The sequence below is a fragment of the Natronorubrum tibetense GA33 genome (assembly GCF_000383975.1).
Lineage (GTDB): Archaea > Halobacteriota > Halobacteria > Halobacteriales > Natrialbaceae > Natronorubrum > Natronorubrum tibetense.
On sequence record NZ_KB913017.1, the window covers coordinates 1,913,799 to 1,931,523 of the forward strand.

The 17,725-nt window shown below is 64.9% G+C and carries 21 protein-coding genes and 1 other RNA gene; 12 read left to right on the plus strand and 10 right to left on the minus strand.

The window, feature by feature from the left end; all coding sequences use genetic code 11:
- Positions 1 to 25: 25 nt before the first annotated feature.
- On the minus strand, positions 26 to 523 hold the full coding sequence (locus NATTI_RS0109885; protein ID WP_006087732.1) for a DUF7529 family protein: 498 nt from the start codon (positions 521 to 523) through the stop codon (positions 26 to 28).
- A gap of 158 nt (positions 524 to 681) precedes the next feature.
- A complete protein-coding gene (locus tag NATTI_RS0109890) occupies positions 682 to 1,413 on the minus strand; it encodes a lipoyl protein ligase domain-containing protein (protein WP_006087733.1) in 732 nt (243 codons plus the stop codon).
- Positions 1,414 to 1,475: 62 nt separating this feature from the next.
- Between NATTI_RS0109890 and NATTI_RS0109895 the strand changes: the two genes are divergently transcribed.
- A complete protein-coding gene (locus tag NATTI_RS0109895; protein WP_006087734.1) occupies positions 1,476 to 2,375 on the plus strand; it encodes a hypothetical protein in 900 nt (299 codons plus the stop codon).
- 421 nt (positions 2,376 to 2,796) lie between these two features.
- Here NATTI_RS0109895 and NATTI_RS0109900 read toward each other — a convergent pair whose 3' ends face one another.
- On the minus strand, positions 2,797 to 3,297 hold the full coding sequence (locus NATTI_RS0109900; RefSeq protein WP_006087735.1) for a DUF4385 family protein: 501 nt from the start codon (positions 3,295 to 3,297) through the stop codon (positions 2,797 to 2,799).
- 153 nt (positions 3,298 to 3,450) lie between these two features.
- On the opposite strand from NATTI_RS0109900, the gene NATTI_RS0109905 reads away from it, so the two are divergent.
- Positions 3,451 to 3,936 carry a PaaI family thioesterase gene (locus tag NATTI_RS0109905; protein ID WP_006087736.1) on the plus strand — a complete coding sequence of 162 codons (486 nt, stop codon included), beginning with the start codon at positions 3,451 to 3,453 and terminating at the stop codon, positions 3,934 to 3,936.
- A gap of 69 nt (positions 3,937 to 4,005) precedes the next feature.
- Here NATTI_RS0109905 and NATTI_RS26510 read toward each other — a convergent pair whose 3' ends face one another.
- From NATTI_RS26510 to NATTI_RS0109920, 3 genes are all read right to left on the minus strand, one after another.
- On the minus strand, positions 4,006 to 4,164 hold the full coding sequence (locus NATTI_RS26510; protein WP_006087737.1) for a hypothetical protein: 159 nt from the start codon (positions 4,162 to 4,164) through the stop codon (positions 4,006 to 4,008).
- 75 nt (positions 4,165 to 4,239) lie between these two features.
- Positions 4,240 to 4,401 (minus strand): hypothetical protein, encoded by a 162-nt coding sequence (locus tag NATTI_RS26515; RefSeq protein ID WP_006087738.1) that lies wholly within the window; start codon positions 4,399 to 4,401, stop codon positions 4,240 to 4,242.
- A gap of 178 nt (positions 4,402 to 4,579) precedes the next feature.
- Entirely contained in the window at positions 4,580 to 5,158 is a 579-nt protein-coding gene (locus NATTI_RS0109920; protein WP_006087739.1) for a cysteine hydrolase family protein, read from the minus strand.
- Positions 5,159 to 5,319: 161 nt separating this feature from the next.
- Here NATTI_RS0109920 and NATTI_RS0109925 point away from each other — a divergent pair, with 161 nt between their 5' ends.
- The 6 genes from NATTI_RS0109925 (at position 5,320) to NATTI_RS0109950 (ending at position 11,942) form a co-directional block, all read left to right on the plus strand.
- The gene (locus NATTI_RS0109925; RefSeq protein WP_006087740.1) at positions 5,320 to 6,948 is read left to right on the plus strand and encodes an Hvo_1808 family surface protein; all 1,629 of its coding nucleotides are present in this window, start codon (positions 5,320 to 5,322) and stop codon (positions 6,946 to 6,948) included.
- A 79-nt stretch (positions 6,949 to 7,027) separates the two neighbouring features.
- Positions 7,028 to 8,461, plus strand: a complete 1,434-nt coding sequence (locus NATTI_RS0109930) for an Hvo_1808 family surface protein (RefSeq protein WP_006087741.1) — start codon at positions 7,028 to 7,030, stop codon at positions 8,459 to 8,461.
- Positions 8,462 to 8,614: 153 nt separating this feature from the next.
- Entirely contained in the window at positions 8,615 to 8,782 is a 168-nt protein-coding gene (locus NATTI_RS26050; RefSeq protein ID WP_006087742.1) for a hypothetical protein, read from the plus strand.
- 147 nt (positions 8,783 to 8,929) lie between these two features.
- The gene (locus NATTI_RS0109940) at positions 8,930 to 10,213 is read left to right on the plus strand and encodes an RNA-guided endonuclease InsQ/TnpB family protein (protein ID WP_019991790.1); all 1,284 of its coding nucleotides are present in this window, start codon (positions 8,930 to 8,932) and stop codon (positions 10,211 to 10,213) included.
- A 294-nt stretch (positions 10,214 to 10,507) separates the two neighbouring features.
- Entirely contained in the window at positions 10,508 to 11,668 is a 1,161-nt protein-coding gene (locus NATTI_RS0109945; protein ID WP_006087744.1) for a nicotinate phosphoribosyltransferase, read from the plus strand.
- A 25-nt stretch (positions 11,669 to 11,693) separates the two neighbouring features.
- Positions 11,694 to 11,942, plus strand: coding sequence for a hypothetical protein (locus NATTI_RS0109950; RefSeq protein ID WP_006087745.1), 249 nt, complete (start codon positions 11,694 to 11,696; stop codon positions 11,940 to 11,942).
- 40 nt (positions 11,943 to 11,982) lie between these two features.
- Here the strand turns inward: NATTI_RS0109950 and NATTI_RS0109955 are convergent, their stop codons facing one another.
- From NATTI_RS0109955 to NATTI_RS0109970, 3 genes are all read right to left on the minus strand, one after another.
- The gene (locus tag NATTI_RS0109955; RefSeq protein WP_006087746.1) at positions 11,983 to 12,882 is read right to left on the minus strand and encodes an ABC transporter permease; all 900 of its coding nucleotides are present in this window, start codon (positions 12,880 to 12,882) and stop codon (positions 11,983 to 11,985) included.
- The gene (locus NATTI_RS0109960; protein ID WP_193787771.1) at positions 12,879 to 13,886 is read right to left on the minus strand and encodes an ABC transporter ATP-binding protein; all 1,008 of its coding nucleotides are present in this window, start codon (positions 13,884 to 13,886) and stop codon (positions 12,879 to 12,881) included. Before NATTI_RS0109960 ends, NATTI_RS0109955 begins: the two co-directional genes overlap by 4 nt.
- 242 nt (positions 13,887 to 14,128) lie before the next feature.
- Positions 14,129 to 14,911 carry a sensor domain-containing protein gene (locus NATTI_RS0109970; RefSeq protein ID WP_006087748.1) on the minus strand — a complete coding sequence of 261 codons (783 nt, stop codon included), beginning with the start codon at positions 14,909 to 14,911 and terminating at the stop codon, positions 14,129 to 14,131.
- A gap of 294 nt (positions 14,912 to 15,205) precedes the next feature.
- Here NATTI_RS0109970 and NATTI_RS0109975 point away from each other — a divergent pair, with 294 nt between their 5' ends.
- The 3 genes from NATTI_RS0109975 to NATTI_RS0109985 are packed head-to-tail and all read left to right on the plus strand — an operon-like array spanning position 15,206 to position 16,268.
- Positions 15,206 to 15,562, plus strand: coding sequence for a hypothetical protein (locus NATTI_RS0109975; protein ID WP_006087749.1), 357 nt, complete (start codon positions 15,206 to 15,208; stop codon positions 15,560 to 15,562).
- Positions 15,559 to 15,996 (plus strand): DUF7521 family protein, encoded by a 438-nt coding sequence (locus NATTI_RS0109980; protein ID WP_006087750.1) that lies wholly within the window; start codon positions 15,559 to 15,561, stop codon positions 15,994 to 15,996. Before NATTI_RS0109975 ends, NATTI_RS0109980 begins: the two co-directional genes overlap by 4 nt.
- 2 nt (positions 15,997 to 15,998) lie before the next feature.
- Positions 15,999 to 16,268: a DUF7521 family protein gene (locus NATTI_RS0109985; RefSeq protein ID WP_006087751.1), complete on the plus strand. Its 270-nt coding sequence runs from the start codon at positions 15,999 to 16,001 to the stop codon at positions 16,266 to 16,268.
- A gap of 148 nt (positions 16,269 to 16,416) precedes the next feature.
- Here NATTI_RS0109985 and NATTI_RS0109990 read toward each other — a convergent pair whose 3' ends face one another.
- The gene (locus NATTI_RS0109990) at positions 16,417 to 17,019 is read right to left on the minus strand and encodes a TIGR00296 family protein (RefSeq protein ID WP_006087752.1); all 603 of its coding nucleotides are present in this window, start codon (positions 17,017 to 17,019) and stop codon (positions 16,417 to 16,419) included.
- Positions 17,020 to 17,267: 248 nt separating this feature from the next.
- Here NATTI_RS0109990 and rnpB point away from each other — a divergent pair.
- An RNA gene (gene rnpB, locus NATTI_RS25070) (RNase P RNA component) lies at positions 17,268 to 17,677 on the plus strand.
- Positions 17,678 to 17,725 lie beyond the last annotated feature (48 nt).

A 17,725-nucleotide genomic window follows, 5' to 3' on the forward strand; every position in this document is an offset into this window, starting at 1 on the left:
CGCCGGTCGAGCGGAAGACGTCCCCTTACTGACTCCACTCCCGGACGTCGGATTCCTCGAGAAACAGCGACGGATCGTCGTGCGAGAAGCTGACCCAGCCGTCGTCCGCCGGCGTGGCGGTCGTCACGTGAAGGAGGAGTTCCTCCGCCCGCAGCGCCGTCTCGAAGACGGCTCTCGAGTCGTCGAGATCGTATTTCAAGGGGACGAACACGGCCGTCTCCGTTTCGTCGTCGCGCTCGACCGCGAGGGCGACCCGCTGCTCGGTGTCGCTCTCGGGCGGGCGGTAGTAGACGTCCGCCGTCGTGACGGTGACCTCGCTGCTCTCGATGAGCCGCTCGAGGAACTCGTACTCGTCGGGCGACACCTCCACGTCGAACCCGGTCCGTTCCTCGCCGTCGACCGGCGAGACGGCGTCGGGCTCGAGGACGATCGCGTCCCAGCCGTTCTCCTGGTACTCCTCGGCGATCGCCGTCGCGTCCTCGAGGACGGCCGTCCACTGCGAGTCGGCCGCGTCCGTCGTCATCGTCCTCCCTCCGCGGTTGGTCGGGCTCGAGTCATACTCGTCTCCGACGGTACCGAGAGGAAAAACCTTGTCTCATCGCCACGACGGCGCGCCGTCGGCGTCCGTCGTTCGCCCACTATCGGCCGCCGAACGTGGGATCCGGCACCTATCGGACCGTCTCAATTGCTGCCGAGTTCGGTCACGGAGTCGACCGTCACGGCCGGTCGTTCGTCGCCGACGAGAGCGTCCTCGAGTGCTGAGCGAACGATCGCGGGGTCCGAGGGCCCGCCCGCGTCTGCGACGGTGCCGACCGTCTCGGGGTCGAACGGCACTGCGAGCGCGCCGTAGACCGACTCGAGGACGGCCGCGATCCCCTCGCGATTCGAAACCAGGACGCAGCCGGCGACCACCGCGGCGTTCTGACGAACGCGCTGGGCGATGCCGACGACCTTGCGCTGGCGGCCGGTTGCATCCGTCAGCGACAGCGAGTGCGTCCCGGGACAGAACGAGTCGTCGGGTTCGCCGCGGGTCGGCTCGAGCGATTCGCCGTCGGACTCGAGTTTCCCAAGCGCCTCCTCGACGGCGGTCGTGACGCGCTCGTATCGATCGTCGGTCCCTCGCCGAAAGTCCGCGACCGGTTCCGCGCTGGCGAACGCGAGCGCCGTCTTCCCGTCGTACGCTACCGCTCGCCCGCCGACGTCACGATCGACGGGCGGGAAGCCGCGCTCTCGAGCGCGCTCGCGGGCCCGATCGTAGCCCTCGAGTCGCTGGTCCCGTCTGCCGAACGCGACTTGCCGGTGGGGCGTCCAGACTCGAACGGCGGGGTCGCCGTCGGCGGCCGTCGAGAGCAGTCGCCGGGTCACGTCGCGGTCGGTCTCGATCGTCGCCGCGCGGCCGCGAAGCACTCGCATCGGCCCGAGGTTGGTCCCGACGGACCTAAACGCTCCCGCTGCGCAGTCGGTACTGACAACCGATGGCCGTAACGCTCCCCGAGGCGCTGCTGGGGCAGTATCAGCGCTTCTCGCTGTACAATTCGCCGTACCCCGCCCACGACGAGGGCTGTGCGATCGACTGCTACCCCGGCACGCTTCGGGACGGCCGCACGACTGCGGCACCGAGTCCGGTCTCGGGAACGGTTCTCGAGACCAGAGCCGTCCGCGCGCCGTCGAAACCCTACGCGCCCGAGCACGACTACCTGATTCTGGTCGAGTGTGACGGCCCCGGAGACCTCGCGGGGCTGACGGCCAGAATCCTCCACGTCGAGCCGTCGGTCGAAGCGGGGGAACGAGTGGAGCGAGGGGACTCGCTGGGAACGCTCGTCCGCGCGGGCTTTTTCGCCCCCTGGGTCGACAACCACCTCCACGTCGGCTTTCGGGGTCCCGACCAGAACCCGCACCGGGCATCGGGATCGCTCCCGCTCGAGGTGGGCGTCGAGATTCGGCCGCTTGAGTGGGACGGCACCGGAACGGTGGTTTCGACCGGAGAGACGTACGCCGTGCTCGACGCGCCGGTCCATCCCGATCCGGGCGAGACGTTCGTGGGAGTTCGGGCCGACGAGGATCGCTCCGACGGTGGCGGGGTGCTCGACGGCGGGCTCCCACACTACGACGGTGGCGGGATTCACGGCCGCGACGAGGCGCTCGAGGGGGATCCGACTCCTGTCTCGCTGAACGGCGACCGACTCGGCGTCGCTCGAGGTCGGACGATCGAGTGGGACGACGTGGTCGTCACCGCGAACGGCGAGTCGATCACCGGCCTCTCGCTGTTCTGCGCTCGAGACGCCGACTTCGGGGCGAAGCTGATCTGCCCGGACACGGAATTCGAGGTCGGCGAGAAGGTTCGGGTACGGGTTCGCTCGAGTGTCGACGACTGATTCTACGCTCGAGTTTGGGCGTCGGTCGCTGCAGTTCGTTCCCTCGACCACTTCGTGGGCGTAGTGAACGAAGCGATCGTATTGAGGAGTTAGTGAACACGAGCGTGTTGCGCTCGCTGGCGGCAATGGGTGCCACGTCCTCCCCATCCGATTTCTGCTCACGGGCGCTTCGCGCCCGTTCGCATGGTCCGCGGAACCTGCGGTTCCGCGCTACGCTCGCTCCGGCGTCGCTCGCTCATCCCTAGGAAGACGCTTCGCGTCTTCCACGCAGTCGCTCGTATTACTCGCGACGACCTCGTACGACTTCGGCTCACGGTTCGCTCTCCGCTCACCGAGAGCCAGCGCACGCCACCGCACGTTGCTTGGTCGGTTCGGAGTGGTAACTCCTCTACCTATATCGAGCGCTGCTCGCCATCTGCTCCTACTTCGTCCGTCGTCGCTCTCGGTGGGCGTCTTTCGCCTCGAGATAGGCTTGATCCTCCCGAACGCGCTCCCAGTAGCGCTCGAAGACGAGCGCGGCGGCGCGCTTCTCGCGGTCGGCCCAGCGCTGGGGCTCGCGCTCGTCGCCACTCGCGGACGCTGTCCGCTCGTCATCCGAGGCGCGTAGCGCCTCGCTCCCGTCCTCGTACTTTGTTCCGCCGGGATACTTCGCGTAGCGCATCGCCCGCGTATACCCCATCTGGAGGTACTTTCGAGCCATGTCCATTCCGGGAAAGTCGTCGTCCTCGAGGTAGCGTTCGTACCGCTCGTAGATCGCCTCGGCGGACTCGCGGGCCGCCTCCGCGTCTTTGTACGACCACAGCGGGAGGAGTTCGCTCTTGTACGGTTCGACTTTAAACACGCCTTCTTCTCCGCGGCCAATTTCGTACTGGTCAGGGTTCGCTCGGAAGTCGACGTCGTACTCGGGGTCGGTGTCGGACACTGCTATCACCACGGGACCTGTGAGGCAGGCTTGTGTTCGTCTACGGTGCGGGAGACGGGTGAGGACGTTGCTTGCGACCGTTGGTATGAACAGTTTTCAACGGGCAAACCCCAAAGCGGAGGCGTAAAGAACGTCGGTCTGGGAGCAACGGACATGACCGAGGACATGCGGACGACAATGGACGAGTTCGACGACCTCGAGAGTCTGCTCCAGCACTTCATCGACGAGAATCAGGAATTCCTCTCGTGGATCGGGACGCGCGTCGACGACGTCGGCGACGGCACGATGACGCTCGCGCTTCCCTACGACGAGAAGTTGAGCAACACGCGGCCGAACGCGCCGTCGGACGAACGCGCGGATCTCCACGGCGGCGTCGCCGCGACGCTGATCGACACCGTCGGCGGCCTCGCGCTCCGAACGGAGATGGACGACCCGTTCGGCGCCCGAATCGCAACGATCAACCTGAACGTCAACTACCTCCGGCCCGCCGTTGGCGACCTCTCGGCGACGGCGAACGTCGTCCGTCTCGGCGGCAGCGTCGGCGTCAGCGAGATCACCGTCGAGAGCACGACACCGGACGGCGAGACGAAGGAGGTCGCGACCGGACAGGGTGCCTACCGGGTGTTTCGGCCCGAGTAGAATCGTCGTCTAGGCCCACGGCGAACCGACGGATCGAGACCCGGCCTGCGCGCTCGCGAAGACCAACGTCTAGCTCTCGATACCGGGTGTCTCATCGGCTAACTCGTCGCGATTCCGGCTCCGAGCACTGATCCAGAGGCGTCCGTGGAGGTAACAGCCGATCGCCGCGACGAGGAGGAAGTAGCCGTAGATAGCCGTTTCGACGAGTGGAGGGACCGACTCGAGCATCGGTTTTCGGTACAGTCTCGTCGGCGATACGGTTGCACCTGAACTTCGACACGCTTCTTAGGCGTTTGCGGCCGGTTAGGCGTTCGAGACCATCCAGTACCGCACGCCGAGGTAGATCATGACGATGCCGAACGTAACCGCGAACAGCGGTGAGCCGTCCATCGCCGCGTAGACCAGCGCGACCGCGTTCAGCGCGATCCCGACGACGTACATCGTCTGCATTCGTCGCTCGTTCATACGGTCCCACCCGTGTCGTCCGCGAGGCGTTCGAGCACCCCGTCTCGAGGTTGCCGAGAGATTCTCATACCACGTTCTTGGGACCGGGGGTAGAAAACGCTCTCACTTCGGGTCGATCCGCGATCACCGATCGATGGACGAAGCCGCTGCGTCTCGCCCGCTTCTCCATCACCTCCGCTTACTCGTCGCCGAATGCGAGATTGTCGCTGTCGACGACCTCGCCAAACAGCCAGTCGGCGTGGTCGATAGCGTACGCTTTGTGGTCGTCCTCGATCGCGCCGATGCAGTCTTCGACCATGAGCGGCCGGAAGTCTCGTAGCCCAGCACTGCCACCGGTGTGGAGCACGCAGACGTTCGCGAGGGTGCCACAGAGCACGAGATCGTCGATCCCGCGGGCGTTTAGCCAGCCCTCGAGTTCCGTGTTGTAGAAGGCGTCGTAGGTGTGTTTCTCGACGACGTGGTCGTCCTCCTCGACGGTGAGTTCGTCGACGATGTCGGCCTCCCACGACCCCTCGAGGACGTGTTCGCCCCACTGCTCGAACTCGTCGTAGTAGTGGGCGTCGTCGAACTGTTCGGGCGGGTGGATGTCTCGCGTGTAGATCACCTGCAGGTCGGCCTCGCGGGCCCGTTCGACGAGGTCGGCGATTGGCTCGATGACGGTTTCGCTGCCCGGCGCGTACAGCGAGCCGTCTGGGTGACAAAAGCCGTTTTGCATGTCCACGACCACGACCGCGGTGTCGGCTGGCTCGAGGTCCATAACTATCGTCTTCTACGGACTCGCCGGCAAAAACGTTCGTGACGGGACGGCCGTCGCCGGGGACGCCATTTCGCGGGCAGGCGTGACCGAGAGCCGACGAGTCCAGCACCAACCAGCGGCCTTTTTACACTCCTTTCCTTACTGCCTGTCAACGCTTCCAAATGACGGCCACACTGACGCGAACGCGGTTCCTCGCCGCGCTGGTCGCGGTGTCGATGCTCGCACTGCTGTTCGTCGCGGCCAGCGGCGCGGTTCCGCTGTTGCCCGCGGGCGACTCCGCCGACCGGCCCGACGATCCGTCCACCGAAGACACCGTCGGCTACGTTGAGGGCTACTGGCACGACGACGAACTGGACGTCGACGACCGTGACGACGCCGCCATCGAAGACGAGGACGAACTCGAGTCGGTGATCTACCGATCGATGGCGCGCGTCGAGGAGATCCGCGGGCTGACCTTCGAGGACGAGGTCCCGGTCGACGTCATCTCCCGCGAGGAGTTCCAGGAGGACCACGAGGAACTGTTCGTCGAACTCTCCGCGGACGAACGGGTTCAACAGAACGTCACCTACGAGGCGCTGTTCATGGTTGACAGCGAGACCGACGCGGAGGCGGCACTCGAGGCCATGTACGGCGATAGCGTCGGCGGCTACTACGACCCGAGTGCGAACGAGATCGTCCTCGTTTCGGACAGTCCCGAGTCGCCCGAGGTGGACGAGGTGATCCTCGGCCACGAACTGCTTCACGCCTTGCAGGATCAGCACTTCGACCTCTCGGGGTACGACCGCGAGACCATCGATCAGGACAACGCGAAAAACGGGCTGATCGAGGGCGACGCCGTGACGGTGGAAACCGAGTACGACCGTAATTGCGGGGTCGAGTGGGATTGTCTTCCCGAGACCAACGCGCAGCCGACTCAACCGAGTGACATCAACTGGGGTATCTACGCGATGCTCATCCACCCCTACGACGAAGGACCGGAGTACGTCGACTTCCTGCTCGAGGCCGACGACGGGTGGTCCGCAGTCGACGCGGCCTACGACGATCCGCCACAGCATTCCGCCGAGGTGATCCACCCCGACGAAGACCGTGAGATGGCCGACGTTAGTGTCGAAGACGAGTCCGCCGACTCTTGGGAACCGTTCGAGGTCGACGGCGAGGTCGCGACTGAGACGGTAGGCGAAGCGGGAATGGTCGCGATGTTCGGCGGGAACGCGCCCGACCCGAACCAGCCGTCGGTGATCGAGGACGAGGACTTCCTCACCCCCGATTTCCGCATCGACTACGATCAGCCGTATACGGACGGCTGGGCGGGCGACCAACTCGTTACCTACGTCGATTCGGACGCGGCGGCGAACGGAACGCCCGCAACCGAGGAGACCGGCTTTGTCTGGCAGACCGAGTGGACCTCGAGCGAGGACGCCGACCAGTTCGTCGACGGCTACGGCGAGTTGCTCGAGATCAACGACGCCGAGGCCGTCGACGACCGCGACGGTCTCTACGAAATCGACGGCGCATACCCCGGCGCGTACGCCGTCCAGACGGATGGCGAGACGGTAACGGTCGTTCGCGCGCCGTCGGTCGACGAACTGGACGATATCGAAGCGGGAGTCACCGCCGGTAGCGAGTCGACCGACGGGTCCGACGAGACGAGCGAGTCGGACGAGACTGATGGAACGGAAAGTGAGGACGATGACAGTGCGGCCAACGACGACTCCATTCCCGGGTTCGCCGCCCCCGGTGCGGTGATCGCCATCGTGGCCGCCGTGCTCGCGGCGCGCGTCCGGAACTGAGCGCTGTGGGTAGTCAGCGGATGCGCTCGAACCGCGGCGAGCGATGAACCTATGGCCCCGCCCTCGAAAGAGGTGCTCGATGCAACGGGGCCACCTCGGACTCATTGCGGTCGTCTCCCTTCTCGTGCTCTCGGGCTGTGCGCTTCCCGACTCCCCGGACCGGTTCGATACCGATCGAGAACTCGGCTACGTCGGCGGCTACGCGCACGACGACGCCTTCGAGTTCGACGACGCGGACGCGCTCACCGAGCGCCAGCTCGAGGCCGTCAAGTACCGCTCGATGGCCCGGATCGAGGTCGTTCGCGAGATGAAGTTCGAACACGACGTCAGGCTCGAGGTGATCTCCAGAGAGGAGTATCGTAGCCAGCGCGGCGAGCCCAGGTCGGCGTCGCCGTTCGTCAACGAGGTCTGGCGCGGCGCGTTCATCGTCAACGGCGAGACGGACGTCAGCCAGGCGATGAACACCCTCTACGGCGGGGCCGTCCAGGGCTACTACACGAGCCATCGAATCGTCATCATCACGGACGACACGGACGAAATTCGGATCGACCGTAACACGCTGGTCCACGAACTGGTCCACGCCCTGCAGGACCAACACTTTGGGCTCGACCGGAGCGGCCAGTCGATCGACGAACAGCGCGCCGAGATCGGGCTTACCGAGGGTGAAGCGGAGTACATCCCGTATCTGTACGACCAGCGCTGTGGCGAGGAGTGGCAGTGTCTGGCCGAGTACGAACGCCCGCCGGCCACCAATCTCGGCGGAACACCGTTCAACGCCGGGCTCTTTCTCTCGATCTACGCGCCGTACTCGGAGGGCCCGCCGTTCGTCGACCACCTCCGCGATCGGGGCGGCTGGGCGGCCGTCGACGATGCCTACGACGACCGGCCGGCGAGTACGAGCCAGCTGATCCACCCCGAAAAATATCCGGACGATCGGCCGGTCGACGTCGTGGTGCCGGACCGCTCGAGCGACGACTGGGTGCCGTTCACCCGAGGAGGCGAACCACGCACGGAGACGGTCGGCGAGGCGACGCTGTTCGCCGCCCTCTGGACGAACGACGTCGTCGACCGCTGGCTCACCGACGGAGCGACCGACCTCTCGCCGTACAACTACTCCTACCCGGCGACCGACGGCTGGACCGGTGACTCCATGCAGATCTACCACGACGCGGACGACGAGGACCGAACCGGCCACGTCTGGTCTCTTGCCTGGGAGAGCGAGGACGACGCCGACAAGTTCGCCGCGGCCTACCGAACGCTTCTCGAGAACCGCGGGGCGACGGCGGTGGAGCGCGCGGACGACGTCTACCGAATCGAGGACGGCGAGGCGTTCGCCGGTGCCTACCGCGTGACCGTCGACGGAGACCGCGTCGAACTCGTCGGCGCGCCGACGGTCGACGATATCGAGGCGATTCACGGGTCGGAGACGGCCTCGGCGACGCTCGAGGAGCCGGTCACGGTGCCGACTCCGGCGACGACTATGTCAGGGTCGATCGTGGCTTCGCGGCCGTAGCTCACTGCCGTTGCCGATCGAACGTCGTCGCCCAGTACTGAACGCGAGGCGCGAACATAGCGCAACTGTGGGGCCGGTCGAAGCGGAGCGGTGGTCCCTTGGGGGACGTGTCGTTCGGTACGTTCAAGCAGGAATGCGGACAATACCCGGTTCGTGAACCGATATCGGAACGGCGGCTTGTTTCTCACTCTCTGTCTCATCTGGGGAACGACGTTCGTCGCGATCAGCGCCGGGCTGTTGCACTTTCCGCCGGTGCTTTTCGCTGCGTTTCGGTACGATCTGGCCGCGATACTGCTGCTCGCGTACGGCTATTTCACCTAAATTTCAAGGCGGAGGCCCCTTCCTCTACGGAGTGAGCGGAGCGAACGGAGTAGGGAGGGGAGGAGCCGATAATCCCTCAACGTACCACGGTCTCTGGCAGGCTCACTCCCGAACGTTTAGTAACACTGCCATGTTATGTGAAACGTCGTGGAATACCGTCGTACCGCCATAATCAAGCTCGACGTGGATCAGGACGCCGATGCGTCCCTCCGTGAGACAGTCGAGCAATTCAAACATTGTGCGAACACCGCGAGCGAATGGTGTTGGCATGGCGACGACGGATACCACGTTACCTCGAAGGCCAAAGCCGAACGTGCCTTGTACGACCAACTGCGGGACGAAACCAACCTCACCGCAAACCTCGTTCAGAAAGGGATTCGTCGAGCAGTTGAAGCCGTCAAGAGCGGTGTAGAACGACTGAAGCGCGGTGAACGCACGTCGCAACCCTACTTTTCTGCCGACAGCGCGGTCTACAATAAGCGCAGTGCGACCTTCCACCGCGACCACGTTTCGCTTTCAACTGTCAATGGGCGTGTTGAGTGTGACTACATCCTCCCCGACGACTCGGAGACACCGCCCACGAAGTACGTCTCCGATGAGGACTTCGAGTTTCGGATGGCTCACTTGCAGTACCGCGACGGTGACTGGTATCTCCACGCTTCGATGCGGAAAGTCGAAGCAGACGAGGAATCGCCTGAATCCGAATCCAAGCACAGAACAGTCCTTGGTGTGGATTTAGGCGTCAACAATGTCGCTGTCGCTTCAACGGGGCGATTCTGGTCGGCAGACGAGTTTAACCACTGGCGTCAAGAATACGAGAAACGCCGTGCATCGCTTCAGCAGTGTGGTTCTCGACAGGCCCACGAGAACATCGAATCAATCGGGCAGAAAGAGTACGGACGGTTCGAGATATACCTACACACGGTGGCGAACGAACTTATCGAGGAGGCTGTCGAGAACGACTGTTCGCACATCGTGTTCGAGGAGTTGACCCACATTCGGGAGAACATCCCCGAGGCGACGTGGCAACACATCTGGGCGTTCCGACGCCTCTACGAGTACGTTGAATACAAGGCTGAAGAACACGGCATTGAAGTCGTACAGGTTGACCCGCGAAACACATCGAAGCGCTGCTCGACGTGTGGGTTTACCCACGACGACAATCGGCATCAAGAATCGTTCGAGTGTCAACAGTGTGGGTATGAGAACCACGCCGACTACAACGCCTCCAAGAACATCGGTTTGCAGTATCTCCGTCGCAGGCAAAACGCAGGCGACGGAGGCGCACCAGTAGACGTGCGCTTGAATCGCGGGACGCTGAACGTGAGTGGGGAGTACGTCCCCCCTGCTACCACCGACGGTGGCATAGAACGGGAGTCCACGCGAAAGCCCTACCCTCAACGAGCGAGGTCGTCAGACCGAGCGAAGTAGGGTAGGGTAGTTTACGAAGCGGCGGTTTATCGCGCGGGAGCTGTCGGCGCTGAAAGCCGAATCGACTGCCGAGTAACGTCCGCGGGAACGCAAATCGGACGTTTGCCAGTTCTTCTCGCGGTCGGAGTCGCTCCGGTACTGTGCCCTGTTACTGATCTCGACGGCTATCGCCCCCTCACTTGTGAGGCTGTCAAAATATCACTCGATCTGGGTTTCGACAGCGACAAAACGGACGCAATCGCGGCTCCGACCGCAGACGAGTAGCTTTTTTGTTCGCCCCGGAAAGTCGTCGGTATGACAAACCCGTTCGGAACCGTCCCAGCGGAGGCGATTCTCGAGGGGCGCGCCACCGACGCCTACTTCGAGCGCACCCGGGACACCCTCGAGCACGCGGGGAAGAATCCCCACGTCGTCGCCGAGGTGACGGCCGATCAGTTCCCCACCGGCGCCTTCGAGGTGTTCACCGGCGTCGAAGACGTTGCGACGCTCTTTGCGGGCCGCGACGTGGATATCGACGCGCTGCCAGACGGCCAACTGTTCGACGGCGGCCCCGTAATGCGGATCGAAGGGCCGTACCTCGAGTTCGCCGAACTCGAGACCTCCCTACTCGGCTTTCTGTCCCAACCCAGCGGGTTCGCGACTGGCGCACTCGAGGTTCGGCAGGCCGCGCCCGACTCGCTCGTTCTCTCCTTCGGCGCGCGCCACGTCCATCCCTCGATTGCGGCGACGGTCGAACGCGCGGCGTTGCTCGCCGGACTCGACGGCTTCTCGCACGTCGCGGCCGGCGACGTTCTGGGTCTGGAAGCCGGGGGAACGATGCCTCACGCGCTCATGTTCTGCTTCGGCGAGGGGAATCAGGCCGACGCCTGGACGGCGTTCGACGAGGCCGTCGGCGAGGACGTCCCGCGGATCGCGCTGACCGACACTTTCTGGGACGAAAAGAGCGAGAGCCTGCTGGCCGCGGAGACGCTCGGGGACGACCTCGAGGGCGTTCGCCTCGACACCACGGGTTCGAGGCGGGGGGACTTCCGCCACATCGTCCGCGAGGTCCGGTGGGAACTCGATGCCCGGGGCCACGAGGACGTCGACATCTTCTGTAGCGGCGGGCTCACCCCCGAGTCGATCCGCGACCTTCGGGATATCGCGGACGGCTTCGGCGTCGGTAGCCACATCACGGGCGCCGACTCGGTCGACTTCAGCCTCGATATCGTCTCCCTCGAGGGCGACTCGGTTTCCAAGCGGGGCAAGCTCTCGGGCGTGAAGGAGGTGTACCGAACGGCAGCGGGGGGCCACCACGTCGCGCTCGCCGACCGCGAGGGGCCCGAGGACGGCGAGGCGCTGCTCGAGCCGCTCGTTCGCGACGGCGAGGTGGTTCGGGAGTTCGACCTCGAGGCGGCCAGCGAGCGGTGTCTGGCCGACGCGGAGCGAGTCGGCTTCGACGAATCAACGGATTGAACTCTCTGCCGTCGGCAGACGCAGTATGGAGTCTACAACCGACGCGGCGCCGTCTCGCGGCGCGGTCGTGAACCTGTTGACGCTCAAACTGGTCGGAATTGGTCTCTTTGCAGCCGTCGTCAACTGGTCCGCCATGATGATCTCGGGTCCGCTCGGCCTGGTCCGGATCGGTCTCTTCGCACTCGGCAACGTCGTCGTCTGCTGGCTCGTCGTCGACGCCGTCTTCGCCGCTCTCGACCAGTTGCTCGAGTCGAAACTCCACGACTGGGAGTGAGCGAGTCCCGGTCGCAGCGCCGGGTGAATCGCGACCGTCGTCAGTTCAGATCCGCCCGCTCGAACCGCCAGTAGCCGATCGCGAGCGGGATCACGATCCAGGCGAGCAGGATGACGGCGGCGAACCAGTCGCTGAGATAGAACGGCAGGTCGCCGCTCACGCGATTCGAGACCAGGAGCGCGTTCGGGTTCTCCATCGTCTCCTCCGGGACGTCCTCGACCATGGTCTGCCAGCCGAGCATCGGCCAGATGAACTGATCGGCGAGTTCACTCGAAACCGCTCGGTAGGCCTCGAGCGGGTTCAGTTGCAGGAGGAAAAAGTACCACTCGGGGGCCTCGAGGCCGGGCAGTTCGCCCTCGACGAGGTAGTGGACGGCCGTGACGGCCGGATGCCAGACGAGCGTGAACACGACGTAGCTTCCGATCGCACCGCCCATCGCCTGCATTCTCGAAGACGACATCGCCGAGACGCCGACCGCGATGGCAGTAAAGGCCATGCCGAGGAGGATCGTCAGCGCCGAGAACCCGAGGAAGGTCCCAATCGGCACGTCGTCGAACAGTCCGACTGCGATCACGATGGCGACGAGACAGGCCACGACCGACGCGACGGCGATGACTCCCAGTCGACTCAGGAATTTGCCGGCAAAGACGTCCCAGCGGCTGTGAGAGAGGCCGAACAGCACCCGCAGGCTGCCCGACTGTCGCTCGCCGACGACGGCCATGTAGCCGACGAGCAGCGCCAGAATCGGAATGAGGAGGAGTCCACCGATGTTGGCGACGACGCCGATGACTTCCGTCGGTTCGGTCTCGGAGAGGTTGTCGGTCGCCGCGCCGACGGCGATGATTCCCATCAGGAAGACGAAGACGCCCATCACGGCCCAGATCATCCGCGAGCGGATCGCGTCCTCGAAATCCTTTCGGGCCAGCAGCGTGGTGCTCATTGAACCACCTCCTCGTCCGCTACGCCGCCGTCGGCTGCCGTTCGACGGGTCGCCTTCGACTCGTCGGCCGCCGCCCCCTCGCCGACCGACTCTGCCTCGACGCCGGTAAACGCGGAGAAGAGGTCCTCGAGCGTCGCCTCTTCGATATCGAAGTCGACGATCGGGGTTCCGGACTCGACGAGCCGATGGATCGCGTGCGCCTTCGCGGCCGGGTCGGCGTAGGTGACTCGGAGGCGGCCGTCGTCGGCCGTCACCTCGGTGACGCCGCCGATATCGGTGAGCGACGTCCGCTGGACCGACGGCTCTCCCGCCACGTCGACGACGAGACTCGAGCCCACGCCCGAGCGTTCGCGCAGTCCGGCGATGGTGTCGACGGTGACGAGCTGGCCGTCGTCGAGAATGCCGACGCGGTCGCAAACCGCCGACACCTGCCCGAGGATGTGACTCGAGAAGAAGACGGTTGTCCCGTCGGCAGCTTCCTCGCGGATGATCTCCTGAAACGTCCGGATCCCGTGGGGATCGAGGCCGCTCGAGGGTTCGTCCAGCACGAGGAGGTCTGGGTCACCCACGAGCGCCATCGCCATCGCGAGTCGCTGTTTCATCCCCTTCGAGTAGTCGCCGACCGGTCGCTCGGCGTCGGCGAGGTCCAGTCCGACCCGTTCGAGCAGGGCTTCCGGGGATTCGGTCCCACCCTTGGAGTCGAGGGCGAACTCGAGGTGCCGGGAGCCCGAGGAGCGCTCCCAGAGGTCGAAGCCGTCGGGGAGGATGCCGACGCGCTCGCGGACGGCGTCGGTCTCCTCGTGGGTGTCGTAGCCGAGCACCGTCGCCGACCCCTCGCTGGGTCTGATGAAGTCCAGCAGGAGGTCGATCGTCGTCGTCTTCCCCGCGCCGTTCGGCCCGAGAAAGCCGAACACTTCGCCTTCTTCGACGGTCAACTCGAGTGTCTCGAGGGCCGTCTCCTCGCCGTAGCGTTTCGTCAGGTCGGTCGTTTCGATCGCGGCCATCGTCATACCACCTCCGTCGACCGCCGGCGACCGTCGTTCCAGTTCGTGCGCTCGGTTCGATGGGATTGGCCCGCTCGCTGCGGTGCCGTGCCATCGGTCGGTCCGACTCCGGTGCCAGTGTCGGTCTGCGTGTCTCCCATCACGGTTCGACCGTCGACCGGCAGCATCCTATAAGCGGATTCACAGTTGTCGGGCCGGCAGTCGTGCCGAACAGTTATATACCAGTTCAGCCGACCGGCCGGTTAGCTGGCGGTTCGTTCCCGGACGTACTCGAGTGCGTCCCGTCCAGCCGTTCCCAGAAACAGCCGGCTGAACTGGCCGCTGAGCCACGCGAACGCGTTCAACAGCGCGAGCGAGGCGGTTAGCGCGACGACCCCGACTGCGGAGACCGCGAGCGCCTCGGGGAGCGTCGTCGCCTCCCACTCGGCGATCGTGACGGCGAACTCGACCCCGACGAGTAACTCGTTCCACGGGAGCGCCAGCGACGGCGTGAGATGGATCGGCTCGCCCCCGTTGATCAAGCCCACCTGCACGTTCGGCTGGTCGTAATAAAGCGGCGTCAGGAGCAGGACGACCGACGTGGTGAGCATCGTCGTCAGCAGGACGAACGAGACGATCCCGATGACGAACTTAAGAAAGAGGTAACAGATCGCCGCGTACGTCTCGATGCCGAAGACGAGCAGTCGAGCGCCGTCGACTCCGCCCTCTCCGTCGAGAAACGGGTAGTCGGGCGAGTCGATCTCGACTGCCAACAGATGTCGAGTCGTCGCGCGCTCGAACGCCGCGAAGACGTGGCTCGCGGCGAGTACGAGGAGCAGGATCGGTACGCCGACCAAGATGATCAGCAGGCCGAATCCGAGCGAGAATCCGGTAACCAGGAAGACAAAGTAGAGGATTCCGAGCGGGAACGCGAGTAGCAGGTATAGGAGGTTCAGATAGGTCTGCGGGCGGAACGGACTGAGTGCTGCGGCCCGCATCGTTCGGCCGACGTCGTTGATGCGGACGGATCCCGCTCGAAGACTCACGTCAGAACTCTCGTCGGTCAGTTAACATAAACCTTGGTGGGTGGCCTCGAATTCGGTGGTTACGGGCCGGGAAATCCGCTAATCGCGGATCCGCACCACGAACGGTTCGCGGATCCGAACGATTATAGCCCTTCGAGCGGGAGTCCAGAGAGACGTGTCGGTCCGGCAACCGGAGTCCGTCGACGGCCTGCAGTCCGCTACCCGCAGGACTCGCGGCTCCGTCACGATGGACATGCGACTCGAGCGCCGCTCGGACTCGTACAGCACTGTCGACACTCGAGGGAGGGTGCAGCGATGACGGCCGTCGTCGACGCCGACACCGAGGAGCTCCTCGCCCTGCTCGAGGACGAGTACGCGCGGACGATCATCCTCGAGACCTACCGCGACGCACAGTCCGTCGAGGCGCTGAGCGACGCCTGCAACGCCGATCCCTCGACCGTCTATCGCCGCATCGATCGCCTCCAGGAGCGCGACCTCCTGGCGGACCAGCAACGCCTCGACCCGAACGGCCACCACTACAAGGTCTACGTCGCCCGCCTCGAGCACGTCGCAATCGACGTGACCGACGACGGCTTCGACGTGACGGTCGACTATCGCGAGGAAGACGCCGCGGACACCTTCACGCGGCTCTACGAGGAGTTCTCCGGATGATCGGGTCGATCAACACACCGACGAGCGGGCTCGAGGTGACGCGCCGAGTCGCGACGGTGGATGATTCGGTCGGCTCCGAGGTGGCGACGTGGATTGGGGCACTCGAGCCCTCGCTGCTCGCCTCGTTGCCGCTGCAGGTCGACGTCGAGGGTGGCTCGACGCCCGTCGTACTCGCCGCCGTCGTGACGTTCTTCGTGGCGACCGTCCTCGCCGTGCTCGTCACCTACCGGTTCATCGAGGGCTACCGGCGGACGCGGGCGCGTCCGATCCTGTTGCTCGCCGTCGGGATGTTCCTGCTCGCGCCGGCCCCGATGTTCGTCCGACTGCTCGCGGGGAACCTCGAGGCCGTACCGCTTGCAGCCCAGTTGCTGTTCACGACACTGTCCGAGCTGTGTGGGCTGCTGGTCATCCTCTATGCCGTCTACACAACCTGATCATGCTCGAATCCATCACCGCACTCGCGTCCGCCCTCACCGCAGTCGTGGGGCTGTTCGTCGCCCACCTCGCCTACCGGGGTTACCGGCGGAACGACAGCCCGACGATGCGTGCGCTCGCGATCGGGATCGTCTGCATCGCGGTGATTCCGTACCTGATTCTCTACCTCTTCGACCCCGTCCTCGGGCTCACCGACGCCCAGAGTCTCCTCGCGATCACGCTCTTTCACACCGCCGGACTGCTCGCGATCTACCGGACGTTCGATCGGTGATCGGAAGCGGTCGACTGTTGGCCGCGTTGCTCGAGGTCGCTTCGTCGAACCCAATGCGGTATCAGGAGTAGTGTCGACCGGGACGGCACGCTGCAGCGGTCCTCGCCAGCGTCGGCGAGTCGACCAGTACGCGTCGTTGCGTCGTCGGTTAGAGTTCTTCGATGCTGCCGTCGGCGTCGCGCTCGCGGAATACCTGTCCTTCGAACAGCGTGACGACGACGTCGTCGTCCTGCCAAGCCTTCGGCGGGAGGCCCGCCTTTCGACAGGTTCGATCGAGGTACTCTTCGGCGCTCCACCGGTTTTCGACCGGGACCGTCGGATAGAGCCAACCGCTCTTGCCGCCGCCGTCGACGGCGACGCCGTGGGTTCCGAGCTCGAGGTCGGCCAGCGGATCGTCGGTCAGGACGACGTTCCGGACGGCACAGACCGAGACGGTGAGATTCGGAAGCTCTGAGGGGGTCACTTCGGAGCCACAAGAGTCCTCGCTCGCGGCTTCGATCGCCGCGTCGACGATGACGTGACCGAGTTGTTCGCCCGAGCGATAGCCGCCGGCGCAGCCGCGTAGGCTGCCCCGGCCGCGGGTGGACTCGAGGCGAACGAACGCGCCGGTTCGTTCGTAGAAGGCCTCGCGCATGCTGCCCGGTTGTTCTCGTTGTCCGTGTTGTACGAAAGATTCGACGGACTCGCGCGCGAGTTCGACCGCGCGTGCACCGTCTTCGTAGGAGAGGTTGACGCCCTGTCGCTGGGACATACAGATATACATGGGAATTGTTCTCCTAAAGCGCTTCCATTCGAACCGAACGGTGAGCCGTCGCGTCGACCGGGGGACTTATTCGGCCGCCGCCCCTACGATAACTGGGAGAGAGAGCCTGGCTGCCGCGGTAGCTGTCTCGGCGACGGGGTAGCTATCTGACGTGGACCGACTCTCGGAGTCGCTCTACGCTGTAACGTGATCCATCCCTTCGGGATGCATCACGCTCTACCGTTGCCCGTCCCTCCGGGACGCGCAACGTACGCGAGGAAAGTCCCCCCACCTGTTCGGGCAGGTGACCGGACGCAAGTCCGGAGCGGGAGACCGCTGGCTCTGGAACAGAAACGACACGTCTCGGCCCGACCGATGATGCGCGCGAACCCGACCGAGAGGAAGGGGAGCTAACCCGCAGAGGATTGCGGTTGATATCCCGTGGTTCAAATCCACGGATCGTGTGCGCGGTTCGGAGCGCCTTCGGCGCGAAAACCGCGAGTCACGATCGACCGTATGGAGACGGCCGAGGAGCGATGGAACGGCGAACCCTCACCGGTGCAAGTCCGTGCCGTGGTAGCCCGAACGCCCCGCGGCATCGCCGCGGACGGCACGGACGCTCAGCCGAATGCCGGGACGAACAGAAGGGGGCTTACTCCTCTCACCCAGTTTCGAACCCCTGAGCGGCAGCGCCGGACCGCTCCCTCATCGCTCC